Origin of the sequence: Flavobacterium chungbukense (assembly GCF_020805785.1) — a bacterium.
Lineage (GTDB): Bacteria > Bacteroidota > Bacteroidia > Flavobacteriales > Flavobacteriaceae > Flavobacterium > Flavobacterium chungbukense.
Genome location: NZ_JAJGZV010000003.1, coordinates 341,871 through 368,822 on the forward strand (window position 1 = coordinate 341,871; position 26,952 = coordinate 368,822).

Consider the following 26,952-nt stretch of genomic DNA (forward strand, 5'->3'; position numbering starts at 1 on the left):
TATCAGATTATTTCTTTTCTGATCCTGGAGGAAAATTGGCTAAGATTTTTTTTATGGCTTCATTAATAAATTCTTCCGGATTATCTGGTTTGGTGTCAATTTCGGCATTACCAACTCCCTGCCAAAGTAGTTTTGTTGTTTTAGCAGACACAATATCAATTACAAGAGATCCGTCTACATAATTATAAGTGTCGAATGTGGTATTGGCACCGCCCATCATTGCACCACCTCCCCAATATCCATAAGGGCGATACATTCCTCCATAACCATAAAAATTGGTATTGGAACTTACTGAAGTTTTATTTTTTAAGATGGAAACGGCATTAACTTTTAAGTCTGGATTATCAGATTCTGTAAACCCTTTTGCAAGCATTTCATTTCGAATTGCTTTTGTTACACGATCAACGTTTAATTGATTAACCTGACCTTCTTGCGCTTTTAAATCGTAAACCGCAAAAGTTTTGTATTCACCGAAATTTGCTGCATGATCATAATCACTTGTAACTTTTACAGTTGGAGAACAACTGTAAAGAAAACCCAAAAATAACATTGGGATTATTCGAAGATTTGTTCTTTTAATATTCATCTTTTAAAATTTAAATTAATAATTAAATCTATTGAACTCGAATGTATTAAAATCTAGAAAATCTTGGTTGAAAGGCGAAGAATGTATTAACAATTGTTTAATTAACATAAATTACTAACAAACAACTATTTAAGTGAGTATCAAAGATAAATGATTTTATTTAATTAACGTAAAAAAATAAATAAAATCTTACTTAGTTGTATTTTTAACTCTTCATCAATTATAAAGATTTATACCTAGATTTTATACTCATATTTATTATATTTTCATCATTACCAAATTATATTTCTGCCGAAATGGGCAATCTTCCTTCTTTTACTGCTTCAACGAGTTTATTATAATCCAGCTCATTTTGGTGTGCATAGGAAATTGAGAATTTAGAAATTGCATTTGCAAATTCATTACTATTTCCAATATAACCAGACAACATCGAGGGATCTCCAGACCGTGCATGTGCTCTTGCAAGTGCCCAGCCGCAAGCTTTGGCGTAATCTGCCATATTATCTGCTTTCATTATTTCGATAACCGGCTTTATTTTAGCATCTCGAAGCTGACGGATATAAAAGAACCTTCCTCTGTCATCGTTTGTCCATCCTAAGAATATATCCGAAGCCGATTGCATTAACTTTTGCCCCATTACAATACGCTCGCCTTGATGACTGTATTTGGGTTTGTTTTTTATATTGGACTCTAAAACACTTTTTCTTGCTTCTTTAAACTGTAAAAAAATAGGTTCGCCAGTTGCCGACATTAACAAACTAATGCCACACAATGTTCCCACACTTCCCACACCTACCACTTTTATGGCAAAGTCATGTATGCTATAACGGCTCAACAAAACCTGTTTGTCTTCTGGCAGTGATTCTACATAGCGTTTATGAATGAGCTTTGCTTCTTTTAGTGTATAATTTTCATCGGTTCCAGAAGGATGATAAATCAAAGGCGGATCGTCTTTTATTTTGGCTCGAACTCCATCCAGGTACGTCATTTTTGCAAACTCTTTTTCATGCGCAGTAGATTCGGCGGCTTTTTTTATTCGTTTTTGCTGAAAATCTTTTAATTCCTCATCTTTCCCCAATTCGATAAGTTCAGCCAGATCAATATCTGCGTACCAAATTTGAAGAGCCGATAATTTGCTGTATTCTAGCATATGTCTTTTGTAACTATCTGCTGCATGCCAAGCAAATTCTTTACAATCTTTATTAGAAAATTTTCTCCATTTTCCTGCAATGGCAAAACTTACAGCAAGTCTTTTAACATCCCATTCCCAAGGACCTTGAAAAGTTTCATCAAAATCATTAATATCAAAAACCAGTTTACGTTCGGGAGTTGCAAATCCTCCAAAATTCATCAAATGACAATCTCCGCAAACCTGTAATTGCATTCCTGTGTTTGGCGTATTTGCTAAGTCTGCGGCCATAATTGCTGCTGCTCCTCTATAAAATGCAAAAGGCGATTCGATCATTCTTCGATATCGAATTGGCAATAAATCTTCAATTCGTCCTATACTTGTTCTTATCAAAATAGCAATAGGATCTTCACGGTCTTCTGCGGCCACCCATTCTTGATGAGAAGAACGAGGCACTGTTTTTCTAATCGCCGCACCTTTGTCGTAACGTTCTGATTTTGATGCCAGAGGATCAAAGAGACTATCGCTACTATTTGTTGCTTTTTCGATCATCAGAATAATTTATTTAACCAATTCAGGTTGTGGCGCTTTCCATGTCCCTTTTAATATAGACTCATCAGGTCCATAAATTCGAATTAAATAATAAAAAGCATTTTTAGGAGCAGGAAGCCAATTGGATTCTTTTCCCTTAGGCACCTCATTTTGAATGTAAATATTTAAGTCTCCATTTGGCTCATATTTCAAACCTGTAGTTCTGTCTCCAATAGAATATCTATTTATTGGATTATTAACCAGATAACGGCTAGGCAATTCGTACAATGTAATACTCCAGAAATATTTTGCCGGCGGCGTTTGTCCTTTAGGGAATCGAATAACATATTTATTTTTTCCAGATAAAATAGCATTCTCTTTGTCTGTTCTTGTTCCAATATAAATGGCTTCTTGTTTTGTGTTTCCATATAATCCTGCTGCGGCACCTAGAGCTCTTTTGGTAAAGTCGCCATTTAGTTCCTCTCTTGTTCCAAATAAGTCGGTTGCATTTGTGAGCTTGTTTGCGCCATCTTCCAATTCTTTTCCTGCTTCTGCAACGCCTTCATTAATTGCCTTTAAAACTTCTGGCGAATAATTTTTAGCATCAAATTCTTTTCCTGGAACAAGTCCGATTTTGGCTAATTTTACTCTCAAATCTGTTTCTGCATTATTAGGAGATGTATATTGAAGTAAATTACTTCCCAAACCTATAAATTCTGCAGAAGTTAAATCAGCTTGTTTAAATGCTGGAAATGGCAAGGCATATTCCTTATGAGCAGGCGCAGTAGTTTTTGAAAACTCATGCCACGGAGTTAGTTTATATTGAGATTGTATTTTTTTTACGTTTTCAATATCTCCTGATGCCATTTTTAATTCTGTTCTTCCTAATAAAGTAATTAGATTTGTTTCTGACTGAATTACTTTATCAATTCCATTCGGTTTTTCACCTTTCCAATCAGGTCCTGCGATTAGATATTTTCCTGTTTTGTCTCCTGTTGCACGACTTCCGACATATGCAAAATTGAATGTATATAAATCAACAAATTGAAATGAATAATACCTATTTGTAATCTCTGGCAATTCTAAGACAATTGGTTCATCTGAAAGATTTAAAATCGCCCAAGAATAAGGTGTGTCATTATTTGGTGTGACAACTGCTGTATCTGCTGGTGTAAAAATTTTATCGTAATGTTTAAATTTATTAAAGCCTCCCGCGTAATCTGGATAAGTTTTATCTAACGCATATAAATGCATTGTTCGGTAATTCATTGCCAACGGAAATATATATATCCAAGCTTCTTTTGCAATAGCTTTGGCAGAATCTGCTGATTTTGTAATAGCTGTATTTGTTCCTCCTTCTTTTTCAGCAGTTACGGTCTCTTTCTTTTTACAAGAAAAAATAGCAATAAAAACGAACATTATAAACAGAATTTTTTTCATCTTGAATGTTTTAATCTTAGTAAATAAACTTTCTATTTCACTTCTTTTATATCATCCATTTTCCAGCTTTTGTCAAAATAGGCTGTTGTTGGGCCATAAAAACGCATATAAGTAAACCAATGTTTTCCTGGCAAAGTCTGAACCCAATTTTTCTCTTTTCCTGCTGGAGCTTTTGGTCCAAAATATAAATCGACTGATCCGTCAGCATTTTTTATTAAATCTTTACGAGAAGATAAATCAGCATTTTTCTGCGGATTATCAATCAAACATCGTGTCGCCGAGTCGTAAACTGTTATTGACCAGAAATTAACCGCTGGTGGATTTGCAGGAACATTTAGAGTATAATTTTTACCTCCATCTAACCAGTTTCCTTCCTTATCAAAATAAGCTCCTAAATACGCCTGACCCAAATTTGGTGTCTTGCTCATCATCGCTTGCGAATAGGTAACTGCTTCGTAGAAATAAGAAGTTCTCTCAAAAAATTCATCATAATTATCCGCATGCTGCGATGCATTTTTCATAATCAGAACATAATCCCATTTTTTATCTGGCCAATGTTTGACGTCTGCAAAGCGTTTCTCAAAAGAATTTGCCATTGCCATTTGCTGTCCTTTCTCTACAGCAGCAATTAAAATTTTCTTCTGACGTTCGTCTGGAGCAAATGGTTTTCCTTTTTCTATACCCAAATTTTTAAGCCACGCCATGAAAAAACGATCACGTTCTTCTACAGGTTCATTTTGTAAAATCGCGTGAAGACATTCCCAATATTTAATTCCTGAAGGCTGGATTCCGTACCAATTTTTATCTGCTGGCGGACTGACTATTTTTGTTGCTACTGGATTTGCCCTCTGTGAATAAGGGTAAATTTTTACCTTTTTTACAAGCTCTTCTGTAACTTTTGGATCTGGATCTAATGTTCTAAAACCAAAAAACATATTTACTGTATTACAAGGAATTATAAAATAACCATCTGCTTTAAAGTTTTTAAGAGTGGGCGGTACCAAGACATATTTTCCACCTTTTCCTTTATCGGGTCCCATTTCTCCAATTGTACCCTGCTCTCTCTGCCAGAAATCAGCTAGTCCTCCAGCAGTTCTTCCAGCAGGCATTTCTATAACTGTCGGACCATTTGCCTTTAAATCTATAAAAGACATGACATAAGGAGTTGTGGCATTTGCCGTTAAGATTCCTAATCTGTCATGATAGGAGTTATACAATACAAGATCATTACTGGAAGCATTAAACGTTTTGTAATGTTGCTGCTGCCATTCGGCGAAAGCCACGATTGGAAGTGCCCACAAATAACATTGCGTTGCCTGCTGAAAATCCATTTCGTCAAATAATAAAGGAATCGATTCTTTTGATGGCAGATCACCATCCATTTTTATTTCTGACCCCGATTGTGAAACTGTTTTTGAATCTGCAGTTTCTGTTGTTTCATTTTTTGTTGTAGATTTTGTGCAGGATACCAAAAAGGTTGTTATTACAAGAAGTAAAATTTTTGATTTCATAATCTAATTTTTTTAATGAAAAGAATACCTAAAAAACGTTTTAAGAACCTGGAAATACAAAAGCTAAAACAGCTCTTAATCCCCAATCTGGTTTTATCTCGCGCGGACCAACAATCGGGATCAATGGCATAATAGCAAATTGAACCACTTGATCTCCTAATTTGGTAACAGCTCCTATGTTAGGAGCAAGCGAAATCATTGTGGTATTTCCTTCCCAGTTTTGAGTAATCTCTGAACTGACTCCTAAACTCGCGCCACTTTTGTAACTATGTGTCAGGAATATCTGTGTGTAAAATTGATTAAAATCGGTACGGTCTTCATTACCCGCAACAGACCAAATTTGATTAGCGATGAAACCTACTGAAAGTCCTTTTCCTTGATGCATTACTAAGACACTTGGTCCAACACCGAATTTTTCTGTTCCTAAAAGTTTATCTGTAGCCGTTGGCACCAAAAAAGCAGGTCCAACTCCAAGAATAATTCCTTTGGTTTTTGGAGCAAAAAAAGCAGTAACAGTTGCGTCGCTTAATCCAAATTGATGTGTGTTCTCTCCAGTAATATCTCTTTGGTCAACAACTGGCAATATATAGCGGGTAATTAAATTTAAATTGTCTGTTAATTTAAACGGAATTACCGGCTGTACATTTATAGTATATTTTGATCCGTTAAAGGGACCAATTCCATAATTTAAATTGTTCTGTAAAGGCACACTGATTAAACTTGCTACAGGATTTGCTAGTTTATCTGCTAATTCCTGCGCGCTGTTTCCTGTTTTTGGAGCGTCTTCTTGTGCTGAAATTGTAAAATGAACCGATAGCATCAGAATCATTATTAGAAAAGAATATTTCATACGACTTAGTTTTATTAATTAAAAGACAACTCAAATCTGTAATGGGTAAATAATCCTCTTTTTAGTCTGCAAAAACTTTTTTCCAGTCTTCTTTCATATTGATTACGTGGTATTTATTTTTTGCAGCTGTGCTCAGTGAAAGATTATCTTTTTCCTGATAACTGTATTCTCTAATAGAATCATTATGATTTACAATCAATTGAAAAGAAGGATATTTACTTCCCTGTGAATATCGTAACATTGCTAGATCTCCTGCTCCGCCCTCATTTCCGCAGGCAAAAACAGGTCGCTGCCCAATATGTAATTGTATTGCTGCAGGTTTTCCTTCTTTGTCGTTAAAATGATCTAAAGCTGGTTCCCTTTGAATGGCATCTTTTGCATCATCAAATTTATATTTGAAAGAAGTTCCTACCACCTGATTTTTTGGAATTCCATAAAAATCCTGAGATATGGCGCGCATTAACTCTACAGTTCCACCTGATACGATATAGGTTTTAAATCCGTTTGCACGCAGATAATCTAGGAGTTCTAGTTGCGGCTGATATCTAATTTGTTTTAAAGGAACATTTTTACCTGGATATTTCGCGACGTTAAAAAATTCTTTAGCTCCAGCTTCAAATTCATCTTCGGTCATACCTGTGTGTGTGGCGGCAACCAATTCTACAATTGCTTTCTCTCCTCCTTTTTCAAAAAAAGATTTGTCTTTTTTGATTACGGCTTTAAAAGGTTGTTTTTGTGCTAATTCAGGTTTTTCTTGTACCATTTTTTTGACACGATAAAAAGCAAATAATTCCTGAACAAGAGGTTTTTCGGCCCATAGTGTTCCATCATTATCAAACGTTGCTATTCTATCTTCTATCGGAATAAAATCCGGACTTCCTTTTTTAGTGACTTTTTCTACATAAGCAATAATGTCACTTTTAACTGTTCCATCATTCCAGCTTGGAAGCGGATCACTGTTTGTTGCTACTACCGCCGTACTATCTTTAGAATTAATGGTAGTAGTGTCTTCTGATTTATTTTTACAAGAAACAAGCAAAAATAAAAACAGAGACAATACATATATTTTTTTATACATGATATTGATTTTTTTAAGTTAATAAAGCTTGAATTATGAAGAACCCAAGCTCTATTTTAACTATTTTCTATTTTTTCTTTTTTGAAGCTGTTTCTTCCTCTTTAAGTTTCGGCATGACATTTTTCTCTATATATTTTTGAGCTTTGATATCTCTCATAGCTTCTTCCATAATGGTATAAGCAGAGAAGCTTGGCGGAATTGATCTTGGCGGATACTCTTTGAATGTTTCTGCAAATACAACTACATCTTGTATTGCACCGTACATCATTTGTACATGATTTAACTGCCATTCCCAAAATGAATTAGAAGTTATATCGGCTCTTTCAAAAGGATCTTGATAAAGGTTGAATATTTTTTGCAAACGAAGTTTTGTAAAAGGCTCCGCCCAAACACCCATTGTACCTCCTAAACGTTGTTCAGCGAAGACATATTTATAATCTCCTTCTCTTAAACCAACTAAAAGACCATCATCATCTGTATAAAAGAATTTATCTCTGGCACTTTTTTGTGTTTTTCCAAGTAAAAAATTACTCTGATCAAAGCCATCTAAATGCACTTTATAGGTTTTTCCGTTTGCAGAGTATCCTTTTAGAAGTTTGTTTGTTAAGTCTGTTTCTCCTGCAATAGAAGCAAAAGTTGGAATCCAGTCGTTATGGCTCATTAATTCAGTAGTTACCCCTGGCTTAATGTGTCCAGGCCAACGAACAATACATGGTACACGGAAAGCTCCATCCCAATTCGTATTTTTTTCTGAACGGAAAGGTGTCATGGCTCCATCAGGCCAAGTGTTCATGTGTGGCCCGTTATCTGTAGAATAAACAACAATCGTATTATCAGCAATTCCTAACTCGTCTAATGCTTTTAGAATGCTTCCAATCGTTTCGTCATGCTCTATCATACCATCAATATATTCACTGTCTCCATGAGTATATCTTCCTCTATGTTCTGGTCTAACATGCGTACGCAAGTGCATACGAGTAGCATTGAACCAGCAGAAAAATGGTTTGCCGGCTGCATTTTGTCTTTTAATAAAATCAATAGCAGCAGCTGAAGTTTCATCATCAACTGTTTCCATTCTTTTTTTAGTAAGAGCTCCTGTATCTTCTATTTTTTGTTTTCCAACTCTTCCAAAACGAGGATCTGTAGTAGCATCATCAACATTTGTCGCTGTACATTTTAAAACACCTCTAGGTCCAAATTTTTTCAAATATTCCGGATCTTTAGGATAATCTGGCAATTCTGGCTCCTCTTCCGCATTTAAATGATACAGATTTCCGAAAAACTCATCAAAACCATTTACTGTTGGTAAACTTTCGTTACGGTCACCCACGTGATTTTTACCAAATTGTCCCGTAACATAGCCTAAACTTTTCATGATTCCTCCAATAGAAGGATCCAATTGGCTCATTCCCATAGGCGCGCCTGGAAAACCTACTTTTGTTAATCCGGTTCTAAGACCATGCTGTCCAGTTAAGAAAGCTGCACGTCCTGCAGTACAACTCTGTTCTCCATAATAATGTAAAAAACGCAATCCTTCATTGGCTAGACGATCAATATTTGGGGTTGTATATCCCATAAGTCCATCGCTGTAAGCGCTTATATTCGTGGTTCCGATGTCATCACCCCATAATACTAAGATGTTGACTTTTTTATTCTGAGCTTTCACATGAACAATTGTGAAGCATACTAATGCAAAAAGCATAACGGCATTTCTAATTTTACTTTGTTTCATGGTAATAAGATTTAGTAATAATTCATTTTATTATGGTTTTATTTAAAATCGAAAAGAATACAACCTTTATTAAAGTAATGTGTTATAACTTTTGACGCTGAAACGGCAGGGATAACTTCCAACAAATTGTTTTAACGTTTTATTAAGTATCTCAAAATTAAGGAGTAAAAACCCGAATTATCCTATTTTTATGCCATGAAGATGTTGCAAATTATAATTTGCAACATCAAAAATGATGTAAATTGCTGTACAAGGTTCCATTTTACAATTCACAATCTTCATTTTTTTAAATTTGAAACGAATTTTAATTGTTCTATTCAAAAAAACAGATTGAGATTTTTCTAGAAAAGTAATAAGCAAAAAAAAACCATCTGATAAATCAGATGGTTTTTAAATATGATGAACTTTTAAAAGAAAACTATTCTATTTGAGATACTCTCATGGTATTAACCATTCCTTTATCTTTAATTGGCATTGCAGCAAGGTTAATTAAATAATCACCTTTTTGAGCATATCCTTTTTCAAATGCAATTTGATTTACATCTGTTACTGTATCATCTGTACTTTCGTCATTATCATAGTAGAAAGATTTAACTCCCCATAATAAATTCAATTGTGTTAAGATTCTTCTGTTTGAAGTAAATACTAAAATATGAGCTGTTGATGGTCTCCAAGCTGAAATTTGGAAAGCTGTATAACCACTATTTGTTAAAGTACAAATTGCTTTAGCTTCAATTTCGTTAGCCAATAAAGCTGCTTGGTGGCAAACTGTTTTAGTTACAAAACGATTTGTTTTGATTTGTGGTGTATTTTGAGGAACTTGAATAAGCGGAGAGTTTTCTACAGCTTCGCAAATTTGAGTCATTCTTTGAATAACTTGAACTGGATAGTTTCCTGTAGCAGTCTCTCCAGACAACATTACCGCATCTGCACCGTCCATTACTGAGTTAGCAACGTCGTTTACCTCTGCTCTTGTTGGAGTTAGACTTGTAATCATCGTTTCCATCATTTGTGTAGCAACGATAACAGGAATTCTAGCCGTTTTTGCTCTGCGGATCAAATCTTTTTGTACTAATGGTACTTCATGAGCAGGAAGCTCAACACCAAGATCTCCACGAGCCACCATTAAACCATCGCAATATGCTACAATTTTATCCATATTCTCAAGAGCTTCTGGCATTTCAATTTTAGCAACGATTGGAATTTTAACGTCTGAATGCTTCGCAATTAATTCTTGCAAATCTTGTAAATCGCGTGGTGTTTTCACGAATGAAAGTGCGATCCAGTCTACTTTTTGCTCGATTGCAAAAATCGCATCGGCAATATCTTTTTCAGTTAAAGCTGGCAAAGAAATTTTTGTATTTGGAAGATTAACCCCTTTTTTAGATTTTAATTCTCCACCTTGAATAACTTTAGCAACAACTTCCGTTTTTTTGTCTGTTGAAACGATTTCAAAAATAAGTTTACCATCATCAAGCAAAATACGCTCTCCAACATTTACATCATTTGGGAAATTTTGATATTTCATGAATGCTTTTTTAGCATTTCCAACAATATCTTCTGCAGTTGTAAAAGTGATTTCATCACCATCGTTTACAACAGTACCCTCTTCCATTACACCAACTCTAAGTTTTGGTCCTTGCAAATCTCCTAAAATTGCTGTAGTGTAACCAAACTCTTCGTTTAGGCCTCTAATAATGTTAATCTTTTCTTTTACTCCTTCGTAATCTGCATGCGAAAAATTGATTCTAAACACATTAACCCCTGCATCGATCATATCTTTGATAATCTCTCTTGTACTACATGCGGGACCAAGTGTAGCAACAATTTTGGTTTTCTTGTTTGTTAGCATTTTTTTTAAAAAATTAGATTGTTTTTTGATTTTATATTGTCCGTATCAACAGCATAAATAGCTGCAATACTTTCGATTGTTTTTAATTTTTGTTGAATTTCTGAAAAATTAAGCGCCTCTTCGCTATTATCAATTTTCAGGAAAAAATCGACTTTTTTAAATTCAGGAAGTAAATGAATTGTTGTAGAAACCTCACTTGTTTCATTAGAAAACAAATTCTGAAAATCATTTGTACTCACAGAAATGATTTCGTTTTTATTCTGAATTAAATTCCAGGAAACAGCTTTTTCTTCATCATAATAATAGAATCTGGAAAAATTTGCTTCACCTTCCTTAGTTTGAGCATGGATCTCGTTTTTGCTCTTACTTAAGTTTATCGGAAGGATTTTATTGATAAAATAGGCTAATCTGTAATCTTCTAATGAAGTATGAATTGCCATTAAATAATAATCAATTTCGTCAAATTCGTCTAAATCCAATTTATGAATAGCCATGTCTTGAAAAATCAAGTTGTAAATATACTATTTCTAAACGGAGCATCAACAGTTATGACATGGTTGTTTTGTTAAATTATAAACGAAAACGATGTAGCCTTGTGATACTTACAACATTTTTGCAGCTATTTCTTGTCAATTTTTTCTTGAAATGCAAAATAAGCCCTTTGCGATGCTTTTTCTTCTGCTTTCTTTTTTGAAGTTGCTCTCGCTCTTGCAACAACTTTATCATCAATACTAAGCTTTACGCCAAATAAGCGTTGTCCATCAATTCCGTTATCTTCAAAAATATCATAATGAAAAACTCTTTTTTCTTTCTGACACCACTCGATAACCAAACTTTTATAACTTATAACTTTTCCTTCCAATCGTGCTATATCGACATAAGGTGTAACAACTCTTTTTTCAATAAATTTTTCGCAAAAAGAATATCCTTTATCTAAATAAATAGCCCCAATTAGAGATTCAAAGATGTTTCCGTGTATGTTTTCTCCAAAATGTTGAATTGGCACTTTACTCTCTACAAACTGCACTAAATTCAAATCCTTTCCTAGTTCGTTTAAATGCTCACGGCTAACAATTTTTGAACGCATTTTGGTTAAATAACCTTCATCGCCATTTGGCGCTTTATTAAATAAATGTGCTGCAATCACGGCACTTAACATTGCGTCTCCTAAAAATTCCAATCGTTCGTAATTGATAGGCTGGCCATTTTGATCTAACTTATTAGACGAGCGATGTGTAAATGCTCTTCTATAAAAATCAATATTTGTTGGCTGAAAACCAAGAATTTTCTGAATAGTGTCAAAAAAAATCCCGTCTTCTAGAGAACGGGATTTAGAAAATATTTTTTTGATAATATTCATATACAGAAATTAGTCAGCTAATTTTTTAAACAATACACAAGCATTGTGTCCACCAAAACCAAATGTATTACTCATAGCAACATTTACCTCTCTTTTTTGAGGTTTGTTTAAAGTAAGGTTTAAAGATGGATCAATATTTTCGTCAACTACTGTATGATTAATCGTTGGAGGAACAATACCGTGCTTCATTGCCAAAATAGAAGCAATTGCTTCAATAGCACCAGCAGCACCAAGTAAGTGTCCTGTCATTGATTTTGTTGAATTGATATTAATGTTTTTAGCGTGATCTCCAAAAACTTTACTAATCGCTTTTAACTCAGCAACATCTCCTAGCGGAGTAGAAGTTCCATGAGTATTAATGTGATCAACTTGTTCAGGAGTCATTCCAGCGTCTCTCAAAGTATTTTCCATTACGGCAATAACTCCGATTCCTTCTGGATGCGGTGCTGTTAAGTGGTAAGCATCAGATGACATTCCGCCACCTCCAACTTCACAATAAATTTTAGCACCTCTTGCTTTTGCATGCTCATAATCTTCAAGAACTAAAGCTCCTGCTCCTTCTCCTAAAACAAAACCATCTCTGGTTGCATCGAAAGGTCTTGAAGCCGTTTCTGGACTTTCATTTCTTGTAGATAAAGCGTGCATAGAACTAAATCCTCCCATACCAGCAATTGTTACAGCAGCTTCAGAACCACCAGAAACAATAACATCGCACATTCCTAAACGAATGTAATTGAAAGCATCAATTAATGCATTTGCAGAAGATGCACATGCAGAAACTGTAGTATAATTTGGTCCCATATATCCGTTACGCATAGAAATATGCGCAGGAGCGATATCGGCAATCATTTTAGGAATAAAGAATGGATTGAACTTTGGAGTTCCATCACCTTTTGCATAATACAAAACTTCTTCTTGAAAAGTTTCTAAACCTCCAATTCCAGCTCCCCAGATAACACCAACTCTTTGTTTGTTTACGTTATCATTTGTGATTCCAGCATCTTTAATAGCTTCATCACTGGCAGCAACAGCGTATTGTGCAAATTTATCTAATCGACGAGATTCCTTGCGATCCATGTAATCTTCAATATTGAAGTTTTTCACTTCGCAGGCAAATTTCGTTTTATGCTTTTCTGTATCATAATATGTTATAGGAGCCGCTCCGCTAACCCCATTCACAAGTGCATCCCAATATTCCTGGATATTATTCCCGATAGGAGTAAGTGCACCTAATCCTGTTACAACAACTCGCCTTAATGCCATAAATATGTATTTTGTACTTTAAACAAATAAAACCCACGCTTTCTTAACAGTATTGTTACTTAAGAGCCATGGGCATTACAATATAAATATATCTTTTTGATTGAAAATCAATCGAAATTTAAATTTTAAAAAAATAATAACACCCGACTCTTAAAAATTTCAAATTTCAAAAATCAAATTCCAATTGGAATTTGGAATTTCAAAAATTGGGATTTTTAGAAATCGGGTGTGGTATTATTATTTTTTAGCTTCCTCGATATAAGAAATAGCTTGACCAACAGTAGCAATGTTTTCTGCTTGATCGTCTGGAATTTGAATATCAAATTCTTTTTCGAATTCCATAATAAGCTCAACAGTGTCTAATGAGTCAGCTCCCAAATCATTAGTGAAGCTTGCTTCTGTTACAACTTCGTTTTCGTCAACACCTAATTTGTCTACGATAATCGCTTTTACTCTTGATGCAATGTCTGACATAATCTTTAATTTTAGAATTTAATTTGTTGGCAAAAATAAAAAACTTTATTTTAAAACAACTATTTAGTTTATAAATGTAACACTAATTTATAAAATTAATTTCAAGAAAGGTCTTTCAAAGCTATTTATTTTCGATTTTTATTCCGTTTTTTGCACTCTCAAAACACACAGCTTTATGAAAAAAATTATCGTTTTTGCCTCAGGATCAGGAACTAACGCAGAGAACATTATAAAATATTTTTCGAATACCGAAATTGCAAAGGTCGTTTCTATTTTTACAAATAATGCTTCAGCAAAAGTGATCGAAAGAGCAAAAAAACATCAAATTCCAGTCGAAATCTTCTCAAAAAACGAACTTTTAGAGCGTAATGTCTTACAAAAAATACAAGAAATCGACCCAGATTTGATAGTTCTTGCTGGTTTTCTTTTAAAATTTCCTGAGAACATAATTGAGGTGTATCCTAACAAAATTATAAACATCCATCCAGCACTTTTACCTAATTACGGAGGCAAAGGAATGTACGGAATGCATATACACAGAGCGATAGTTAATAATAAGGAAAAAGAAACAGGAATCTCTATTCATTATGTAAACGAACATTATGATGAAGGCGGCATTATTTTCCAAGCAAATGTTGCTTTAACCGAAGAAGACACACCCGAAACAGTTGCAGAAAAGATTCATGAATTGGAGCAAAAACATTTTCCAGAAATAATTCACAAAATATTAGAAGATTCAAATTCTAAAATTTAAACCATATAAGTTATATAAGACAATTTAAGTTTACTAATAAATAATCATTATCCTATTTAACAAAGTAATATAAGAACTCATTATTTAAATCAACTCACATTACTCATATAAGACAATTTAAGTTTACTAATAAATAATCATTATCCTATTTAACAAAGTAATATAAGAACTCATTATTTAAATGAACTCATATTACTTATATAAGACAAAAATTTAAGTTTACTAATAAATAATCATTATCCTATTTGACAAAGTAATATAAGAACTCATTATTTAAATGAACTCATATTACTTATATGGTGAAAAAATAAACAAATGACTCACGAAGTACATATATATACAGATGGCGCGGCAAAAGGAAATCCAGGAAATGGTGGTTACGGCGTGGTTATGGAATTGGTTGGAACTCCTCACAAAAAAGAATTCTACGAAGGATTTCGCCTGACAACAAATAATAGAATGGAACTTCTAGCTGTAATTGTAGGCTTAGAAAAACTGAAGAATCCTAATATGAAGGTTTTAGTCATTTCAGATTCTAAATACGTGGTTGATTCTGTCGAAAAAAAATGGGTATTGGGCTGGGAAAAAAAGAAATTTGCCGGAAGAAAAAATCCAGATTTATGGAAACGTTTTTTAATTGCGTATCGAAAACATCAAGTAGATTTTAAGTGGATAAAAGGCCACAACAATCATCCGCAAAACGAACGCTGCGATCAACTCGCGGTTATGGCATCCATGCAACCGAAACTTTCGGTTGATGAATATTATGAAAAAATCGGTTCTAAAGAATAAAAAAAAACGCATCAATTACTTGATGCGTTTTTCATTTCTAACTTAAAAAAAATCTATTCTTCTTTATCTAAATCTTTTGCTGTTTTAAATCCAACCAAAAGTCCGATTCCTGCCATTATAAATATAATTGAAGGATAAACCGCACCATCATTAAGAGCGGTATAAGTTGTGATAATCAAAGCAAGAAAAATTCCAACACCGCTTCCTATTAATAAGAAGGCCAGATTTACAACAAATATTTTCCATGCTGAATTTCCTTTAGTTCTTCCTTTTAAAAATATACTGGCATCTGCACCTTTTTCTATAAGAGCCAAACGCTCTCTATTTCTTGTAGAGTAAAAAAGATAGACAATCCCAAAGATCATCGCGAAAAGACTAACTGGTACTAAAACTTGTGGTCCCATAATTTTTATGTTTTTATAATTGATTGATACTCCATAGGACGAGGCTTTTTAATTTGAGGTTACAACATTTCGAAAAAAAAATCAATTTTTTAAATTCCAAATTCCAAAACTCACTGATAATCAAGTAAATTTGATTTTAAAATTCTTTTAAAAAAGTAAATAAAGTTTAAACGCTAAGTCAGTACCGACATTTTTGTCATCTCGACAGAGCAGAAATCACACGCGAAAATAGACAAAGATTGGCGGTTTGCTTTGCGGAGCTTCAAGTGTGGTCTCTCCTGCGTCGAGATAACAATATTGTGGTTAAACTTTGATAAATTTCTACCCCATCCAACAATTGGAATTTGGGATTTAAAAAAAATGGAATTTATTTTTTCAAAATGTTGTAACCTAAAATAACAAACTGTCGTCCTATATAATATGAGTACAATACCAGATCAACATTATATCGATAGAATTCTGCATGGCGAGACCAATTTGTTTGCCGTGCTGGTTGATCGTTATAAGGATATGATTTTTACATTGTCGCTCAAAATGGTTAAAAATAGAGAAGAAGCCGAAGAAGCCGCGCAAGACACTTTTATTAAAGCATTTAATTCTTTAAGCAAGTTTAAAGGAGATTCTAAATTCTCAACTTGGATTTATAAAATCTCTTATAATACTTGTCTAGATCGTTTAAAGAAAAACAAAAAAGAAGATTTAAATATCTCTATAGATGAATTTTCATCGCATTTAGTCAAAACAATGGATAACGCATTGAGTGCTTTAGAAGACCAAGAACGAAAGCAGGCAATTCAAAATTGTTTAAATTTGTTACCTAGAGAAGACAATTTCCTTCTAACTTTATTTTATTTTGAAGATCAGAATTTGGAGGAAATTGGAAAAATCATGAATCTAAATGCCAATAATGTTAAGGTAAAATTATTTAGAAGCCGACAAAAATTAGCCACCATTTTAAAAAAACAGTTAGAACCTGAAATAGTAGAGTATTATGAAAGAGGAAGATAAAAACATAGAAAATCTTATTGAGAAAATGATGACCGAAAACACTTTGCAATCGCCATCTGCTGACTTTACTGCAAACCTAATGTCGCAAATTCTTGTTGCTGAAAAAGCAAAAATCAAACCTTATAAACCTTTAATTTCTATTTCAACATGGATTTTTATTGGAGTTGCTCTGGCTCTTTTAATTGTTTACAATGTGTTTTTTGCTGGAACTGAGAACAATCTCGAAATAGGAAAGTCATATACCGATAAAATTTCAGCCATTATTTCTGGAATTCATATTTCAAAAACGATATTGTACGCTATTTTAATTGTTCCTTTTATGATTCTGATTCAGATTGGCGTTTTGAAGAATTATTTTGATAAGAAGTATCAGTTGTAAAATATTCGCAATTATTTTCAAAAAACTTGCATCTTAAATCCGAAAAACATATTTTAAGCTTTATAAAAAATCAATTTTAACCAATTCATTTACAATAGTTTTACTTCGCAATCGTTCTCTTTTTTTTAAGAAAATTTTGAGAACCCAAACCATTGCAAGATTGTAACTTATGAAGTATCTTTGCACCCTAATTCGAAATTCATAAAATGAATAAACTATTGATTGTTGGAACAGTTGCTTTCGACGCGATTGAAACTCCTTTCGGAAAAACAGATAAAATATTAGGTGGTGCTGCGACTTACATCGGATTATCAGCGTCATTTTTTAACTTGCAATCGGCTATTGTTTCTGTAGTTGGAGACGATTTTCCTCAAGAACATTTAGATTTATTGACTTCAAAAAATATCGATATCTCTGGTATCGAAATTGTAAAAGGAGGAAAAACTTTTTTCTGGAGCGGTTTATACCACAACGATTTAAATTCTAGAGACACTCTTGTAACGGAGTTGAACGTTTTAGCTGATTTTCAGCCAAAAGTTCCTCAAAATTATAAAGATGCTGATGTTGTGATGTTAGGAAACTTACATCCTTTAGTACAAAGCAGCGTTTTAGATCAAATGGAGAAAAAACCAAAATTAGTAGTTTTAGATACTATGAACTTTTGGATGGATTGCGCTCTTCCAGAATTATTGGACGTTATCAAACGTGTAGATGTTATTACAATTAATGACGAAGAAGCAAGACAACTTTCTGGAGAATATTCATTAGTAAAAGCGGCAGCTAAAATCCAAGATATGGGACCAAAATATGTGGTAATCAAAAAAGGAGAACACGGCGCACTTTTATTCCACAACAGAGAAGTATTCTTTGCACCAGCTTTACCATTAGAAGATGTTTTTGATCCAACTGGAGCAGGAGACACTTTCGCAGGTGGTTTCTCTGGATTTATTGCGCAAAGCGAAAATATCTCGTTTAGCAACATGAAAAATGCAATTATTTATGGTTCAAATTTAGCTTCGTTCTGCGTAGAAAAATTTGGAACAGAACGAATGGAAACATTAAGCAAAGCCGAGGTGGCGATTCGATTACAGCAATTTAAGTCGTTAACTCAGTTTGACATAGAAATATAATGCGCAAAAGCCTCGATAAAACGGGGCTTTTTTATTACGTTAATACACACAACTTACAACACACAAAAAAACAAAAAAATGAGCGATGCTTTAAAACACGAATGTGGTATAGCCTTAGTTAGACTTCTAAAACCGCTTGAATATTATAAAGAAAAATACGGAACTGCATTTTACGGAATCCAGAAAATGTATTTAATGATGGAAAAACAGCACAACCGAGGACAAGACGGTGCTGGTTTTGCAAGCATTAAATTAGATGTAGAACCTGGACAGCGCTATATTAGCAGAGTTCGTTCTAATCACTCGCAACCGATACAAGATGTTTTTAAACAAATAAACGAACGTATCAGCGAAGAATTGAAGGAGAATCCAGAGATTGGTGACGATATCAATAAAATAAAATCTCAAATTCCGTACGTAGGCGAATTGTTTTTAGGACACGTTCGTTACGGAACATTTGGAAAAAACAGCATCGAAAGCGTTCACCCATTTTTACGTCAAAGTAACTGGATGCACCGTAATTTGATTTTAGCTGGAAACTTTAACATGACAAACGTTAAAGAACTTTTCGAAAACTTAGTTGAATTAGGACAGCACCCAAAAGAAATGGCCGATACTGTTACAGTAATGGAAAAAATTGGCCACTTCTTAGACAAAGAAGTAATGCAATTGTACCAAGACTGTAAAGCTGAAGGTTACTCAAAAAGAGAAGCTTCTCCAGTAATTGCAGAACGTTTGGATATTGCAAAAATATTAGGCCGTTCGGCTAAAAACTTAGACGGTGGTTACGCAATGGCTGGTTTATTAGGTCATGGTGATGCTTTTGTATTTAGAGATCCAGCAGGAATTCGTCCAGCTTATTTTTATCAAGATGATGAAGTAGTTGTTGTAGCTTCAGAAAGACCTGTGATCCAGACTGTATTTAATGTGCCTTTTGAAAGTGTTCAGGAAATCGATCCAGGAAATGCGTTGATTATCAAAAAGAATGGAAATGTTTCTATGAAACAAATCTTGGAACCAACCGTTAAAAAAGCGTGTTCGTTTGAAAGAATTTATTTCTCAAGAGGAAGTGATGCTGAAATTTACCAAGAGCGTAAAAACTTAGGTAAATTGATTTTACCTGCTGTTCTTAAAGCTATTGACAGCGATACAGACAATACTGTTTTCTCTTATATTCCGAATACAGCAGAAACATCATTTTATGGTTTGGTTGAAGCTGCTCAGGATTTCTTAAACCAAAGAAAAAACAATTATATCTTAGAAAACAGAAATATATTAACTGCTGATACACTTCAGGAACTTTTAGCTGTAAAAATACGTACAGAAAAAGTGGCAATTAAAGACGCTAAACTTAGAACCTTTATTACTGAAGATAGTAGCCGTGACGATTTAGTTGCACACGTTTACGATGTTACATATGGCGTAATTAAACCAGAAGACAATTTGGTTATTATTGACGATAGTATTGTTCGTGGAACTACACTGAAAATGAGCATCATTAAGATGATGGATCGTCTAAAACCAAAACGTATTGTAATTGTTTCATCTGCACCGCAAATTCGTTACCCGGATTGTTACGGAATTGATATGGCGAAATTAGAAGGTTTAGTTGCTTTTAGAGCTGCACTTGCTTTATTAAAAGAAAGAAACCTTTATCATATTGTAGATGAAGTTTATGCAAAATGTAAAGCACAAGAAAATTTCTCAGATACTGATGTTGTAAATTATGTAACAGAAATTTACGATCAATTTACAAATGAGGAAATATCAGATAAAATAGCAGAAATGTTAAGCTCACCAGAAATCAATGCTGAAGTAAAAATCATTTTCCAAACGGTAGAAGATCTTCATATCGCATGTCCTAAAAATTTAGGTGATTGGTATTTCACTGGAGACTACCCTACTCCAGGTGGAAATCGCGTTGTAAATCGTGCTTTTATGAATTTTTACGAAGGAAAAGACGCTAGAGCTTATTAAAAAAGTATTAATAAAAGGTTAATTTGTGCATTTCATCGGTTTTTTTTGCCGTTCATCCTGTTTGTTTGGTAAAATTGAAAAGCAATGATACTTTTGAGATACCATAACATTAGTAGGTTAAGTTTATGGTAGATTTGGGGCAAAAAGGGTGGTAGAAATACCACCTTTTTTATTGGAATAAACTCAAGTATTTCATAAGCAACAAATTATATTCTTTTAATCGGATATACTTACCATTCATCTGAATTTTTTTTAAATCGAAATATCCTTCATTACTTTTACTAAACCATAACATTAGTAGGTTAAGTTTATGGTAGATTTGGGGCAAAAAAGGTGGAAGAGATTCCACCTTTTTTATTTTAGCTTTTTTTATAAATACAAAAGACAACGACCTTTTATATCTTAATTTTACATATCTTATTCTACCCTCTACAGGCTATTTTATTCCCATTTTTCCTTTAACAGGACGAGACAATAAATTATATTCCATTTATCGGATATTAGTACATTTCATCTGAATTTTTTTCAATTCGAAATATCCTTCACTACTTTTACTAAACCATAACATTAGTAGGTTAAGTTTATGGTAGATTTGGGGCAAAAAAGGTGGAAGAGATTCCACCTTTTTTATTTTATTCCAATAAGTCTGAAACAACAATCCTTCCCTATTGTTATTATCCTATTCTTTTACTTAACACTTCATTCAATTCTCTAAAAGGCTATTTTATTCCCGTTTTTCCTTCAAAAGGACAAGACAATCAATTATAATCCATTTATCGGATATTAATACACTTCATCTGAAAAGTTTTTTACCCGAAACATCCATCACTATCTTTACTAAACCATAACATTAGTAGGTTAAGTTTATGGTAGATTTGGGGCAAAAAAGGTGGAAGAGATTCCACCTTTTTTATTTTCTTTTTTTTGGAGAAAAGACGAAAGAAAATAGAAAAAAGATTATAGACGAAATATACAAACAAAAAAAAAGACGAGTAACCGAAAGGTTCTCGTCTTTTCTCTTTATTCTTTACTTTATCTTCTTATTTGTCTAAAGCAAATCTTCTAGCAACTTCAGTCCAGTTAATTACACTGAAGAAAGCTTCAATATAATCTGGTCTTCTGTTTTGGTAGTTTAAGTAGTAAGCGTGCTCCCAAACATCCATTCCTAAGATTGGAGTTCCACCGTTACCAGCAACTTCTGGCATTAATGGATTATCTTGATTTGGAGTACCTACAACTTCTAATCTTCCTCCTTTTTGAACTGTTAACCAAGCCCATCCTGAACCAAATTGTGTAGCTCCAGCTTTAGCAAATTTTGCTTTAAATTCTTCAAATGATCCGAAAGAAGATTCAATTGCTGCTAATAAATCACCTGTTGGCAATCCTCCTCCGTTTGGAGACATTACAGTCCAGAATAAATTGTGGTTGTAAAAACCTCCACCATTGTTACGAACAGCTGCGTTAGATTTATCTAAGTTGATTAAGATATTTTCGATTGTTTTTCCTTCTAAATCTGTTCCAGCAATTGCTGCATTTAGATTTGTAGTATATGCATTGTGGTGCTTTGTATGATGGATTTCCATTGTACGCGCATCAATATGTGGTTCTAATGCATCGTATGCATAAGGTAATTGTGGTAATTCAAAAGCCATGATATTTCTAATTTTTATGGTTTATAATAATTTATCCCAAATTTAGACATTTAACTTTGGAATTGAAAATACTATTTCGTTATAATTCGATTAAATTAACTGATAATTTATTTTTTTATTAGATAAACGACTGTAAATCTTTATTTTCCATTAAAAGTTGTCATTGTATTTTCTAAACCAGCGGTTCCAAAAGTTCTAATAATTTCTGCTGAAATTTCTAAGCGCTCTGTTAGTTTTGCTTCTTCTTCTGCATTCCACTCTCCTAAAACATAATCTATCTGTTGCCCTTTTTTGAATTGATCACTTATACCAAATCTATAACGGGTATAATTTTGAGTATTCAAAATAAGATTAATGTTTTTAAGTCCATTATGCCCACCGTCACTTCCTTTTGGTTTGATTCTTATTGTTCCAAATGACAGGTTTAAATCGTCTGTAATGACCAAAATATTTTCTAATGGAATATTTTCTTTGTCCATCCAGTATTTTACTGCTTTACCGCTTAAATTCATATAAGTATTTGGTTTTAAAAGAAAAAATGTTCTTCCTTTAAACTTATATTCTGCTAACGATCCTAATTTTACGGTTTCAAACGAAAGGCTTTCTTTTCTTGCCAAAAAATCAAGCACTTTAAACCCAATATTATGTCTTGTGTTTACGTATTCGGCTCCGATATTCCCTAAACCGACTATTAAGTATTTCTTCATATTATCTATGTTCTCTTCTTTTTGTGTTGATGAAAACAGTTTTGTTATCCATTTTATCATGTTTGCAAAAATAGAGTTAATTTGGCAATTAGAAAATGTGTCAATTAGATAATTATTTACTGGTCGAGATTTAACCGCAAAGTTCGCAAAGGTCGCTACGAAAATGTCTCTCGCAGATTTAGCGGATTTTTTATTGTTAGGCTAAGCGTAGTCGAAGCTCTCCAGTAATAAAAACTTAGAACCTTAGTACCTCAGCATCTTAGAACCTCAAAAAAAAAACCCCAATCGTAAGATTGAGGCTTTTTTTTTGAGCTGAAAAAAATTATTTTTTCTTTCCTTTTGCAGGAGCTTTTGCAGCTTTTGCAGCTTCTTGAGCAGCTTTCATAGCAGCACGAGAAATTCTTACTTGAGCAACAACAGTGTTGTCTGGGTGCATAATTTTGTATTCTGGAGCACCAACTTTAGTAACATATAATTTGTTACCCATTTCAAGTGGAGTAATATCAGCTTCAACAAAATCAGGAAGATTTGCTGGTAAAGCTTTAACTTTTAATTTACGTTGGTTCAAACGTAAAACACCACCTGCAAGAACACCTTTAGATGTACCAACGATTTTCACAGGAACTTCCATTGTGATTTCTTTATCATCAAATAATTGGAAGAAGTCAATGTGTAAAATTTTGTCTGATACTGGGTGAACTTGGATATCTTGCAAAATTGCATTGAATGATTTTCCTTTTCCAAGCTCAATCACAACTGTGTGTGCGTTTGGAGTGTAAACCAAGTTTTTGAACGCTGCAGCGTCTGCTGAGAAGTGTACTGCCTGATTTCCTCCGTATAACACGCAAGGAACCGCTCCAGCATTACGTAAGGCTTTAGTTGACACTTTGCCCACGCTTTCTCTTTCTGATCCTTTAATTGTAATCGATTTCATTGTAAAAAAATATAGTTATTAATATAAATATTCTAATTTGCTGTAAGCTTTAAGCAATATGCTTTAGGCTTTTTTTATGCAAAGTGAATAAGCTTAAGGCTTAAAGCCTACAGCTTACTGCTTTTACATAATGAATTTTCCACTGATGGAATTGTTGTGATGAACCATCTGCATAACCTCAGCAAATAGAGGCGCACAGCTTACCACTTTTATTTTCTTTGATTCTTTCTTTAAAGGAATAGAATCGGTTACGATTAACTCAGTTAATTTTGAGTTTTCGATTTTTTCATACGCCCCACCAGATAAAATAGCGTGTGTACAAATTGCTCTTACACTTAGCGCTCCTTTTTCGATCATAAGGTCTGCCGCTTTCGCTAAAGTTCCTCCTGTATCGATCATGTCGTCTACTAAGATTACGTTACGTCCTTTTACTTCACCAATTAGCTCCATAGTATCGATAACGTTGGCCGCTTTTCTTTGTTTGTAACAGATTACTACATCTGATTCTAAAAACTTAGAGTAAGCATATGCTCTTTTTGAACCTCCCATATCTGGAGATGCAATTGTCAGATTTTCTAATTTTAAACTTTCTACATATGGTAAAAAGATAGTAGAGGCAAATAAATGATCTACTGGTTTTTCAAAGAATCCTTGAATTTGATCTGCGTGCAAATCCATTGTCATGATTCTTGTTGCTCCTGCAGCTGTTAGTAAATTTGCTACTAGCTTAGCCCCAATCGGCACTCTTGGTTTGTCTTTTCTATCTTGTCTTGCCCAACCAAAATAAGGCATAACAGCTGTAATATGTCTTGCTGATGCACGTTTTGCTGCATCAATCATTAACAACAATTCCATCAGATTATCTGCACTTGGAAAAGTTGAACATACGATGAATACTCGTAAACCTCTAATTGACTCTTCGTAAGATGGCTGAAATTCTCCATCGCTATACGTTGACATCGTTACTTTTCCTAACGGAATTCCGTACTCTTTTGCAATTTTTTCTGCAAGATAAACACTTTGTGAACAAGCAAAAATTTTAGCTTCTGGTTCTAGGTGCGACATTATATTGTTGTTTTTGCTCCGTTGCTTCTAATGTGATTTTAACTTTATTTTTTCAGATAAATAAAAAACCTTATAAATGCCTCGAATGTAGTTAGTTGTGTGTGCTTCGTTTTAACGAGGTGCAAATTTATAAAATTTATTGGACACTGAAAGGAAAAATTTAAGTATTTTTAGTAGTTGATTTAATTTTATTTTTTACATTTGCACCGTGTTAAAGGAATGACGCCATTTATGACTTCATTCTATTGCGTTAAAATAATCTCTTTGATTGTTTTTTCGTCTGCTAAGCCCGGATGGCGGAATTGGTAGACGCGCTGGTCTCAAACACCTGTGGGAAACCGTGCCGGTTCGACTCCGGCTCCGGGTACATAAAAAACCTCTTCTTAACGGAAGAGGTTTTTTTATGTCTTTTTTAAACCATATAAGTGATTTAAGAAAATATAACCGTGTGATAAATCAATCTATATTAAATGAACATATAACTTATATGGTGAAAACCTCACAACTCGCCTCATGTAAAACAGGAAAATTACACGAATTAGCAATAAAACACAATTGATTTGCTTTTTTATGCAATTCTAAAGCTAATTCTATTTTATCTATTTTTGAGATTTTCACTTTCGGATATAATCTTGCCTCAACAAAACGACCGCTTCCATCTGGATTTACTTCAAGTGTTGCTTCCGCGTTGTCTGAATATTCCAAAACTTCTATTCCGTTTTGAGAACAGATGTATAAGTAGGACATCATATGACAGGAAACTAAACTGCTCAACAACAAATCTTCTGGATTATATAATAACGGATCGCCTTTGAAAGCTTTTGCTGCTGAAACGTCTAAAACTGCTTTTCCTTCAATTTTAATTTGATGGGTTTTACTGTAGAATCTTGAAGATGGATCATCTTGATTTTTGTTTGAAGTCCAATTTAGTGTCGCTTTGAATAGATGTTTCATTTTTCTTGCTTTTACTGATGCTAAGTTAAGATTTTATAAACTGCTAATAAATTAATTTCGCAAAGTCACAGAGTCGCACCGATTAAGTTCAATCTTTGTTTTAACCGGCGCTTCTACGAAACAAAAAACCTCGAAAGTAATGCTTTCGAGGTTTTTTAAAGAACTAAACTAATTAACAAATTCTAAAAAATTATTTCTTCACTGAAAACTTAAAAGTTGTTTTCGTTTTATAATTTTCTCCAGGATTTAAAACCGTTGTTGGGAAATTTTTCTGATTTGGAGAATCTGGATAATGTTCCGTTTCAAGGCACAATCCAGTTCTGTGAGCAAAAGTTCCTCCTTTAGGCGTTGGTAAAGTGCCGTCAAGGAAATTTCCAGAATAGAACTGAACTCCAGGTTCGTCTGTTGTCATTTCCATCACTCTTCCGCTTGCCGCATGATATACTTTTGCAATGATTGTTTTTCCTTTCTCAGGATTATTCAATACCCAGCAGTGGTCGTAACCTTTTCCTCTTTCTAACTGCTCATTTTTAACTGCAATATCTTTTCCAATTAATTTTGGCGTTCTAAAATCGAATGGTGTACCAGCAACATCATCTAATTTTCCTGTTGGAATTAAAGTTGCATCAACTGGAACTAATTTATCTGCATTTAATGTCAATTCGTGATCTAAGATTGTTTTTGTAAAATCTCCAGATAAATTGAAATATGAATGTTGTGTCAAATTCACTACTGTTTTCTTGTCAGTTGTAGCTTCATAAAGCACTTCCAACTGATTGTCGTTCGTCAATGTATACGTCACAAAAACTTTCAAAGTTCCTGGATAACCTTCTTCCATATCTTTACTTACATAAGATAATTTTAAAGTAGCGGTTTCTCCAGATTTAACCTCATCTGCTTTCCAAACCACATTGAAATATCCTTGTGGCCCGCCGTGTAAAGCGTTTGGTGCATTATTAATTGCTAATTGATATTCTTTTCCATCTAATGAAAATTTGCCCTTTGCAATTCGGTTTCCATATCTTCCGATTAAAGCTCCAAAAAACGGATTCGGTTTTTCGTATTGCGCTAACGAATTGAATCCGATTACTACATTTTCAGAAACACCTTCTTTATTTGGTACTTTTAAATCTGTAATTCTTCCGCCAAAAGTGATGATATCGACTTCCATCCCATTTTGGTTTTTCAGCTTATAACTTTCAACTTTTTCGCCTTTGGCAGTTGTTCCGTATTCTGATTTATCAATTGTAACTAAAGCTTTTTGATCAGCCGCAACTTTTTCTGTATCCATTTTTTTATCGTTTTTGCATTGAACCGAAACTGCAGCCACACTTAAAAGGCTTAATCCGAAAACACAACGTTTTAATACATTCATAAATATTTTTTTTTT

At 33.7% G+C, this 26,952-nt stretch carries 25 protein-coding genes and 1 tRNA gene; 7 read left to right on the plus strand and 19 right to left on the minus strand.

Annotated features, from left to right (window positions below):
- Window positions 1-7 precede the first annotated feature (7 nt).
- From LL966_RS11760 to LL966_RS11815, 12 genes are all read right to left on the minus strand, one after another.
- A complete protein-coding gene (locus tag LL966_RS11760; protein WP_229353374.1) occupies window positions 8-586 on the minus strand; it encodes a DUF4136 domain-containing protein in 579 nt (192 codons plus the stop codon).
- A 280-nt stretch (window positions 587-866) separates the two neighbouring features.
- Window positions 867-2,267, minus strand: a complete 1,401-nt coding sequence (locus LL966_RS11765) for a DUF2252 domain-containing protein (RefSeq protein WP_229353375.1) — start codon at window positions 2,265-2,267, stop codon at window positions 867-869.
- A gap of 9 nt (window positions 2,268-2,276) precedes the next feature.
- Window positions 2,277-3,686: a DUF1254 domain-containing protein gene (locus LL966_RS11770; protein WP_229353377.1), complete on the minus strand. Its 1,410-nt coding sequence runs from the start codon at window positions 3,684-3,686 to the stop codon at window positions 2,277-2,279.
- Window positions 3,687-3,718: 32 nt separating this feature from the next.
- On the minus strand, window positions 3,719-5,197 hold the full coding sequence (locus tag LL966_RS11775; protein ID WP_229353379.1) for a DUF1254 domain-containing protein: 1,479 nt from the start codon (window positions 5,195-5,197) through the stop codon (window positions 3,719-3,721).
- A 40-nt stretch (window positions 5,198-5,237) separates the two neighbouring features.
- Window positions 5,238-6,047: a hypothetical protein gene (locus LL966_RS11780; RefSeq protein ID WP_229353381.1), complete on the minus strand. Its 810-nt coding sequence runs from the start codon at window positions 6,045-6,047 to the stop codon at window positions 5,238-5,240.
- 61 nt (window positions 6,048-6,108) lie between these two features.
- Window positions 6,109-7,125 carry an HAD family hydrolase gene (locus LL966_RS11785; protein ID WP_229353383.1) on the minus strand — a complete coding sequence of 339 codons (1,017 nt, stop codon included), beginning with the start codon at window positions 7,123-7,125 and terminating at the stop codon, window positions 6,109-6,111.
- Between the two features lie 67 nt (window positions 7,126-7,192).
- Window positions 7,193-8,857 carry an arylsulfatase gene (locus LL966_RS11790; protein ID WP_229353385.1) on the minus strand — a complete coding sequence of 555 codons (1,665 nt, stop codon included), beginning with the start codon at window positions 8,855-8,857 and terminating at the stop codon, window positions 7,193-7,195.
- A gap of 418 nt (window positions 8,858-9,275) precedes the next feature.
- Window positions 9,276-10,709 carry a pyruvate kinase gene (pyk, locus tag LL966_RS11795; protein ID WP_229353386.1) on the minus strand — a complete coding sequence of 478 codons (1,434 nt, stop codon included), beginning with the start codon at window positions 10,707-10,709 and terminating at the stop codon, window positions 9,276-9,278.
- A gap of 5 nt (window positions 10,710-10,714) precedes the next feature.
- A complete protein-coding gene (locus LL966_RS11800; RefSeq protein WP_109191320.1) occupies window positions 10,715-11,203 on the minus strand; it encodes an IPExxxVDY family protein in 489 nt (162 codons plus the stop codon).
- A gap of 125 nt (window positions 11,204-11,328) precedes the next feature.
- A complete protein-coding gene (gene rnc / locus LL966_RS11805) occupies window positions 11,329-12,069 on the minus strand; it encodes a ribonuclease III (protein WP_229353387.1) in 741 nt (246 codons plus the stop codon).
- Between the two features lie 9 nt (window positions 12,070-12,078).
- Window positions 12,079-13,332: a beta-ketoacyl-ACP synthase II gene (fabF, locus tag LL966_RS11810; protein WP_229353389.1), complete on the minus strand. Its 1,254-nt coding sequence runs from the start codon at window positions 13,330-13,332 to the stop codon at window positions 12,079-12,081.
- 237 nt (window positions 13,333-13,569) lie between these two features.
- Window positions 13,570-13,806, minus strand: coding sequence for an acyl carrier protein (locus tag LL966_RS11815; RefSeq protein ID WP_007137004.1), 237 nt, complete (start codon window positions 13,804-13,806; stop codon window positions 13,570-13,572).
- A 175-nt stretch (window positions 13,807-13,981) separates the two neighbouring features.
- Between LL966_RS11815 and purN the strand changes: the two genes are divergently transcribed.
- Together purN and rnhA are read left to right on the plus strand one after the other, a co-directional pair.
- Window positions 13,982-14,560 (plus strand): phosphoribosylglycinamide formyltransferase, encoded by a 579-nt coding sequence (purN, locus tag LL966_RS11820; RefSeq protein ID WP_229353390.1) that lies wholly within the window; start codon window positions 13,982-13,984, stop codon window positions 14,558-14,560.
- A gap of 315 nt (window positions 14,561-14,875) precedes the next feature.
- A complete protein-coding gene (rnhA, locus tag LL966_RS11825; protein WP_229353391.1) occupies window positions 14,876-15,352 on the plus strand; it encodes a ribonuclease HI in 477 nt (158 codons plus the stop codon).
- A gap of 53 nt (window positions 15,353-15,405) precedes the next feature.
- Here rnhA and LL966_RS11830 read toward each other — a convergent pair whose 3' ends face one another.
- Entirely contained in the window at window positions 15,406-15,756 is a 351-nt protein-coding gene (locus tag LL966_RS11830; protein ID WP_229353393.1) for a DUF6249 domain-containing protein, read from the minus strand.
- Between the two features lie 420 nt (window positions 15,757-16,176).
- Between LL966_RS11830 and LL966_RS11835 the strand changes: the two genes are divergently transcribed.
- The 4 genes from LL966_RS11835 (at window position 16,177) to LL966_RS11850 (ending at window position 20,250) form a co-directional block, all read left to right on the plus strand.
- The gene (locus tag LL966_RS11835) at window positions 16,177-16,764 is read left to right on the plus strand and encodes an RNA polymerase sigma factor (RefSeq protein WP_229353394.1); all 588 of its coding nucleotides are present in this window, start codon (window positions 16,177-16,179) and stop codon (window positions 16,762-16,764) included.
- Window positions 16,748-17,143, plus strand: coding sequence for a hypothetical protein (locus LL966_RS11840; protein ID WP_229353397.1), 396 nt, complete (start codon window positions 16,748-16,750; stop codon window positions 17,141-17,143). Before LL966_RS11835 ends, LL966_RS11840 begins: the two co-directional genes overlap by 17 nt.
- Window positions 17,144-17,349: 206 nt before the next feature.
- Window positions 17,350-18,273 carry a PfkB family carbohydrate kinase gene (locus LL966_RS11845; protein WP_229353398.1) on the plus strand — a complete coding sequence of 308 codons (924 nt, stop codon included), beginning with the start codon at window positions 17,350-17,352 and terminating at the stop codon, window positions 18,271-18,273.
- A 78-nt stretch (window positions 18,274-18,351) separates the two neighbouring features.
- Window positions 18,352-20,250, plus strand: a complete 1,899-nt coding sequence (locus LL966_RS11850) for an amidophosphoribosyltransferase (RefSeq protein WP_229353399.1) — start codon at window positions 18,352-18,354, stop codon at window positions 20,248-20,250.
- Window positions 20,251-21,290: 1,040 nt separating this feature from the next.
- On the opposite strand, the gene LL966_RS11855 is transcribed toward LL966_RS11850, so the two are convergent.
- The 4 genes from LL966_RS11855 to LL966_RS11870 all read right to left on the minus strand — a co-directional run bounded on the left by LL966_RS11855 (window position 21,291) and on the right by LL966_RS11870 (window position 24,608).
- The gene (locus tag LL966_RS11855; protein ID WP_229353400.1) at window positions 21,291-21,902 is read right to left on the minus strand and encodes a superoxide dismutase; all 612 of its coding nucleotides are present in this window, start codon (window positions 21,900-21,902) and stop codon (window positions 21,291-21,293) included.
- 140 nt (window positions 21,903-22,042) lie between these two features.
- A complete protein-coding gene (pth, locus tag LL966_RS11860) occupies window positions 22,043-22,669 on the minus strand; it encodes an aminoacyl-tRNA hydrolase (RefSeq protein WP_229353401.1) in 627 nt (208 codons plus the stop codon).
- A 262-nt stretch (window positions 22,670-22,931) separates the two neighbouring features.
- A complete protein-coding gene (locus LL966_RS11865) occupies window positions 22,932-23,543 on the minus strand; it encodes a 50S ribosomal protein L25/general stress protein Ctc (RefSeq protein ID WP_229353402.1) in 612 nt (203 codons plus the stop codon).
- Window positions 23,544-23,666: 123 nt separating this feature from the next.
- Window positions 23,667-24,608, minus strand: a complete 942-nt coding sequence (locus tag LL966_RS11870) for a ribose-phosphate pyrophosphokinase (protein WP_229353403.1) — start codon at window positions 24,606-24,608, stop codon at window positions 23,667-23,669.
- Between the two features lie 287 nt (window positions 24,609-24,895).
- Between LL966_RS11870 and LL966_RS11875 the strand changes: the two genes are divergently transcribed.
- A tRNA-Leu gene (locus LL966_RS11875) sits at window positions 24,896-24,975 on the plus strand.
- 116 nt (window positions 24,976-25,091) lie between these two features.
- On the opposite strand, the gene LL966_RS11880 is transcribed toward LL966_RS11875, so the two are convergent.
- Window positions 25,092-25,562: an OsmC family protein gene (locus LL966_RS11880; protein ID WP_229353405.1), complete on the minus strand. Its 471-nt coding sequence runs from the start codon at window positions 25,560-25,562 to the stop codon at window positions 25,092-25,094.
- A 190-nt stretch (window positions 25,563-25,752) separates the two neighbouring features.
- Entirely contained in the window at window positions 25,753-26,937 is a 1,185-nt protein-coding gene (locus tag LL966_RS11885) for an aldose epimerase family protein (RefSeq protein WP_229353407.1), read from the minus strand.
- Window positions 26,938-26,952: the final 15 nt, after the last annotated feature.

Bases quoted from the DNA above. Each gene is read 5' to 3' on its own strand.
- LL966_RS11760 (WP_229353374.1), bottom strand. From the start codon at position 586: ATGAATATTAAAAGAACAAATCTTCGAATAATCCCAATGTTATTTTTG.
- LL966_RS11765 (WP_229353375.1), bottom strand. From the start codon at position 2,267: ATGATCGAAAAAGCAACAAATAGTAGCGATAGTCTCTTTGATCCTCTG.
- LL966_RS11770 (WP_229353377.1), bottom strand. From the start codon at position 3,686: ATGAAAAAAATTCTGTTTATAATGTTCGTTTTTATTGCTATTTTTTCT.
- LL966_RS11775 (WP_229353379.1), bottom strand. From the start codon at position 5,197: ATGAAATCAAAAATTTTACTTCTTGTAATAACAACCTTTTTGGTATCC.
- LL966_RS11780 (WP_229353381.1), bottom strand. From the start codon at position 6,047: ATGAAATATTCTTTTCTAATAATGATTCTGATGCTATCGGTTCATTTT.
- LL966_RS11785 (WP_229353383.1), bottom strand. From the start codon at position 7,125: ATGTATAAAAAAATATATGTATTGTCTCTGTTTTTATTTTTGCTTGTT.
- LL966_RS11790 (WP_229353385.1), bottom strand. From the start codon at position 8,857: ATGAAACAAAGTAAAATTAGAAATGCCGTTATGCTTTTTGCATTAGTA.
- pyk (WP_229353386.1), bottom strand. From the start codon at position 10,709: ATGCTAACAAACAAGAAAACCAAAATTGTTGCTACACTTGGTCCCGCA.
- LL966_RS11800 (WP_109191320.1), bottom strand. From the start codon at position 11,203: ATGGCTATTCATAAATTGGATTTAGACGAATTTGACGAAATTGATTAT.
- rnc (WP_229353387.1), bottom strand. From the start codon at position 12,069: ATGAATATTATCAAAAAAATATTTTCTAAATCCCGTTCTCTAGAAGAC.
- fabF (WP_229353389.1), bottom strand. From the start codon at position 13,332: ATGGCATTAAGGCGAGTTGTTGTAACAGGATTAGGTGCACTTACTCCT.
- LL966_RS11815 (WP_007137004.1), bottom strand. From the start codon at position 13,806: ATGTCAGACATTGCATCAAGAGTAAAAGCGATTATCGTAGACAAATTA.
- purN (WP_229353390.1), top strand. From the start codon at position 13,982: ATGAAAAAAATTATCGTTTTTGCCTCAGGATCAGGAACTAACGCAGAG.
- rnhA (WP_229353391.1), top strand. From the start codon at position 14,876: ATGACTCACGAAGTACATATATATACAGATGGCGCGGCAAAAGGAAAT.
- LL966_RS11830 (WP_229353393.1), bottom strand. From the start codon at position 15,756: ATGGGACCACAAGTTTTAGTACCAGTTAGTCTTTTCGCGATGATCTTT.
- LL966_RS11835 (WP_229353394.1), top strand. From the start codon at position 16,177: ATGAGTACAATACCAGATCAACATTATATCGATAGAATTCTGCATGGC.
- LL966_RS11840 (WP_229353397.1), top strand. From the start codon at position 16,748: ATGAAAGAGGAAGATAAAAACATAGAAAATCTTATTGAGAAAATGATG.
- LL966_RS11845 (WP_229353398.1), top strand. From the start codon at position 17,350: ATGAATAAACTATTGATTGTTGGAACAGTTGCTTTCGACGCGATTGAA.
- LL966_RS11850 (WP_229353399.1), top strand. From the start codon at position 18,352: ATGAGCGATGCTTTAAAACACGAATGTGGTATAGCCTTAGTTAGACTT.
- LL966_RS11855 (WP_229353400.1), bottom strand. From the start codon at position 21,902: ATGGCTTTTGAATTACCACAATTACCTTATGCATACGATGCATTAGAA.
- pth (WP_229353401.1), bottom strand. From the start codon at position 22,669: ATGATAAAATGGATAACAAAACTGTTTTCATCAACACAAAAAGAAGAG.
- LL966_RS11865 (WP_229353402.1), bottom strand. From the start codon at position 23,543: ATGAAATCGATTACAATTAAAGGATCAGAAAGAGAAAGCGTGGGCAAA.
- LL966_RS11870 (WP_229353403.1), bottom strand. From the start codon at position 24,608: ATGTCGCACCTAGAACCAGAAGCTAAAATTTTTGCTTGTTCACAAAGT.
- LL966_RS11880 (WP_229353405.1), bottom strand. From the start codon at position 25,562: ATGAAACATCTATTCAAAGCGACACTAAATTGGACTTCAAACAAAAAT.
- LL966_RS11885 (WP_229353407.1), bottom strand. From the start codon at position 26,937: ATGAATGTATTAAAACGTTGTGTTTTCGGATTAAGCCTTTTAAGTGTG.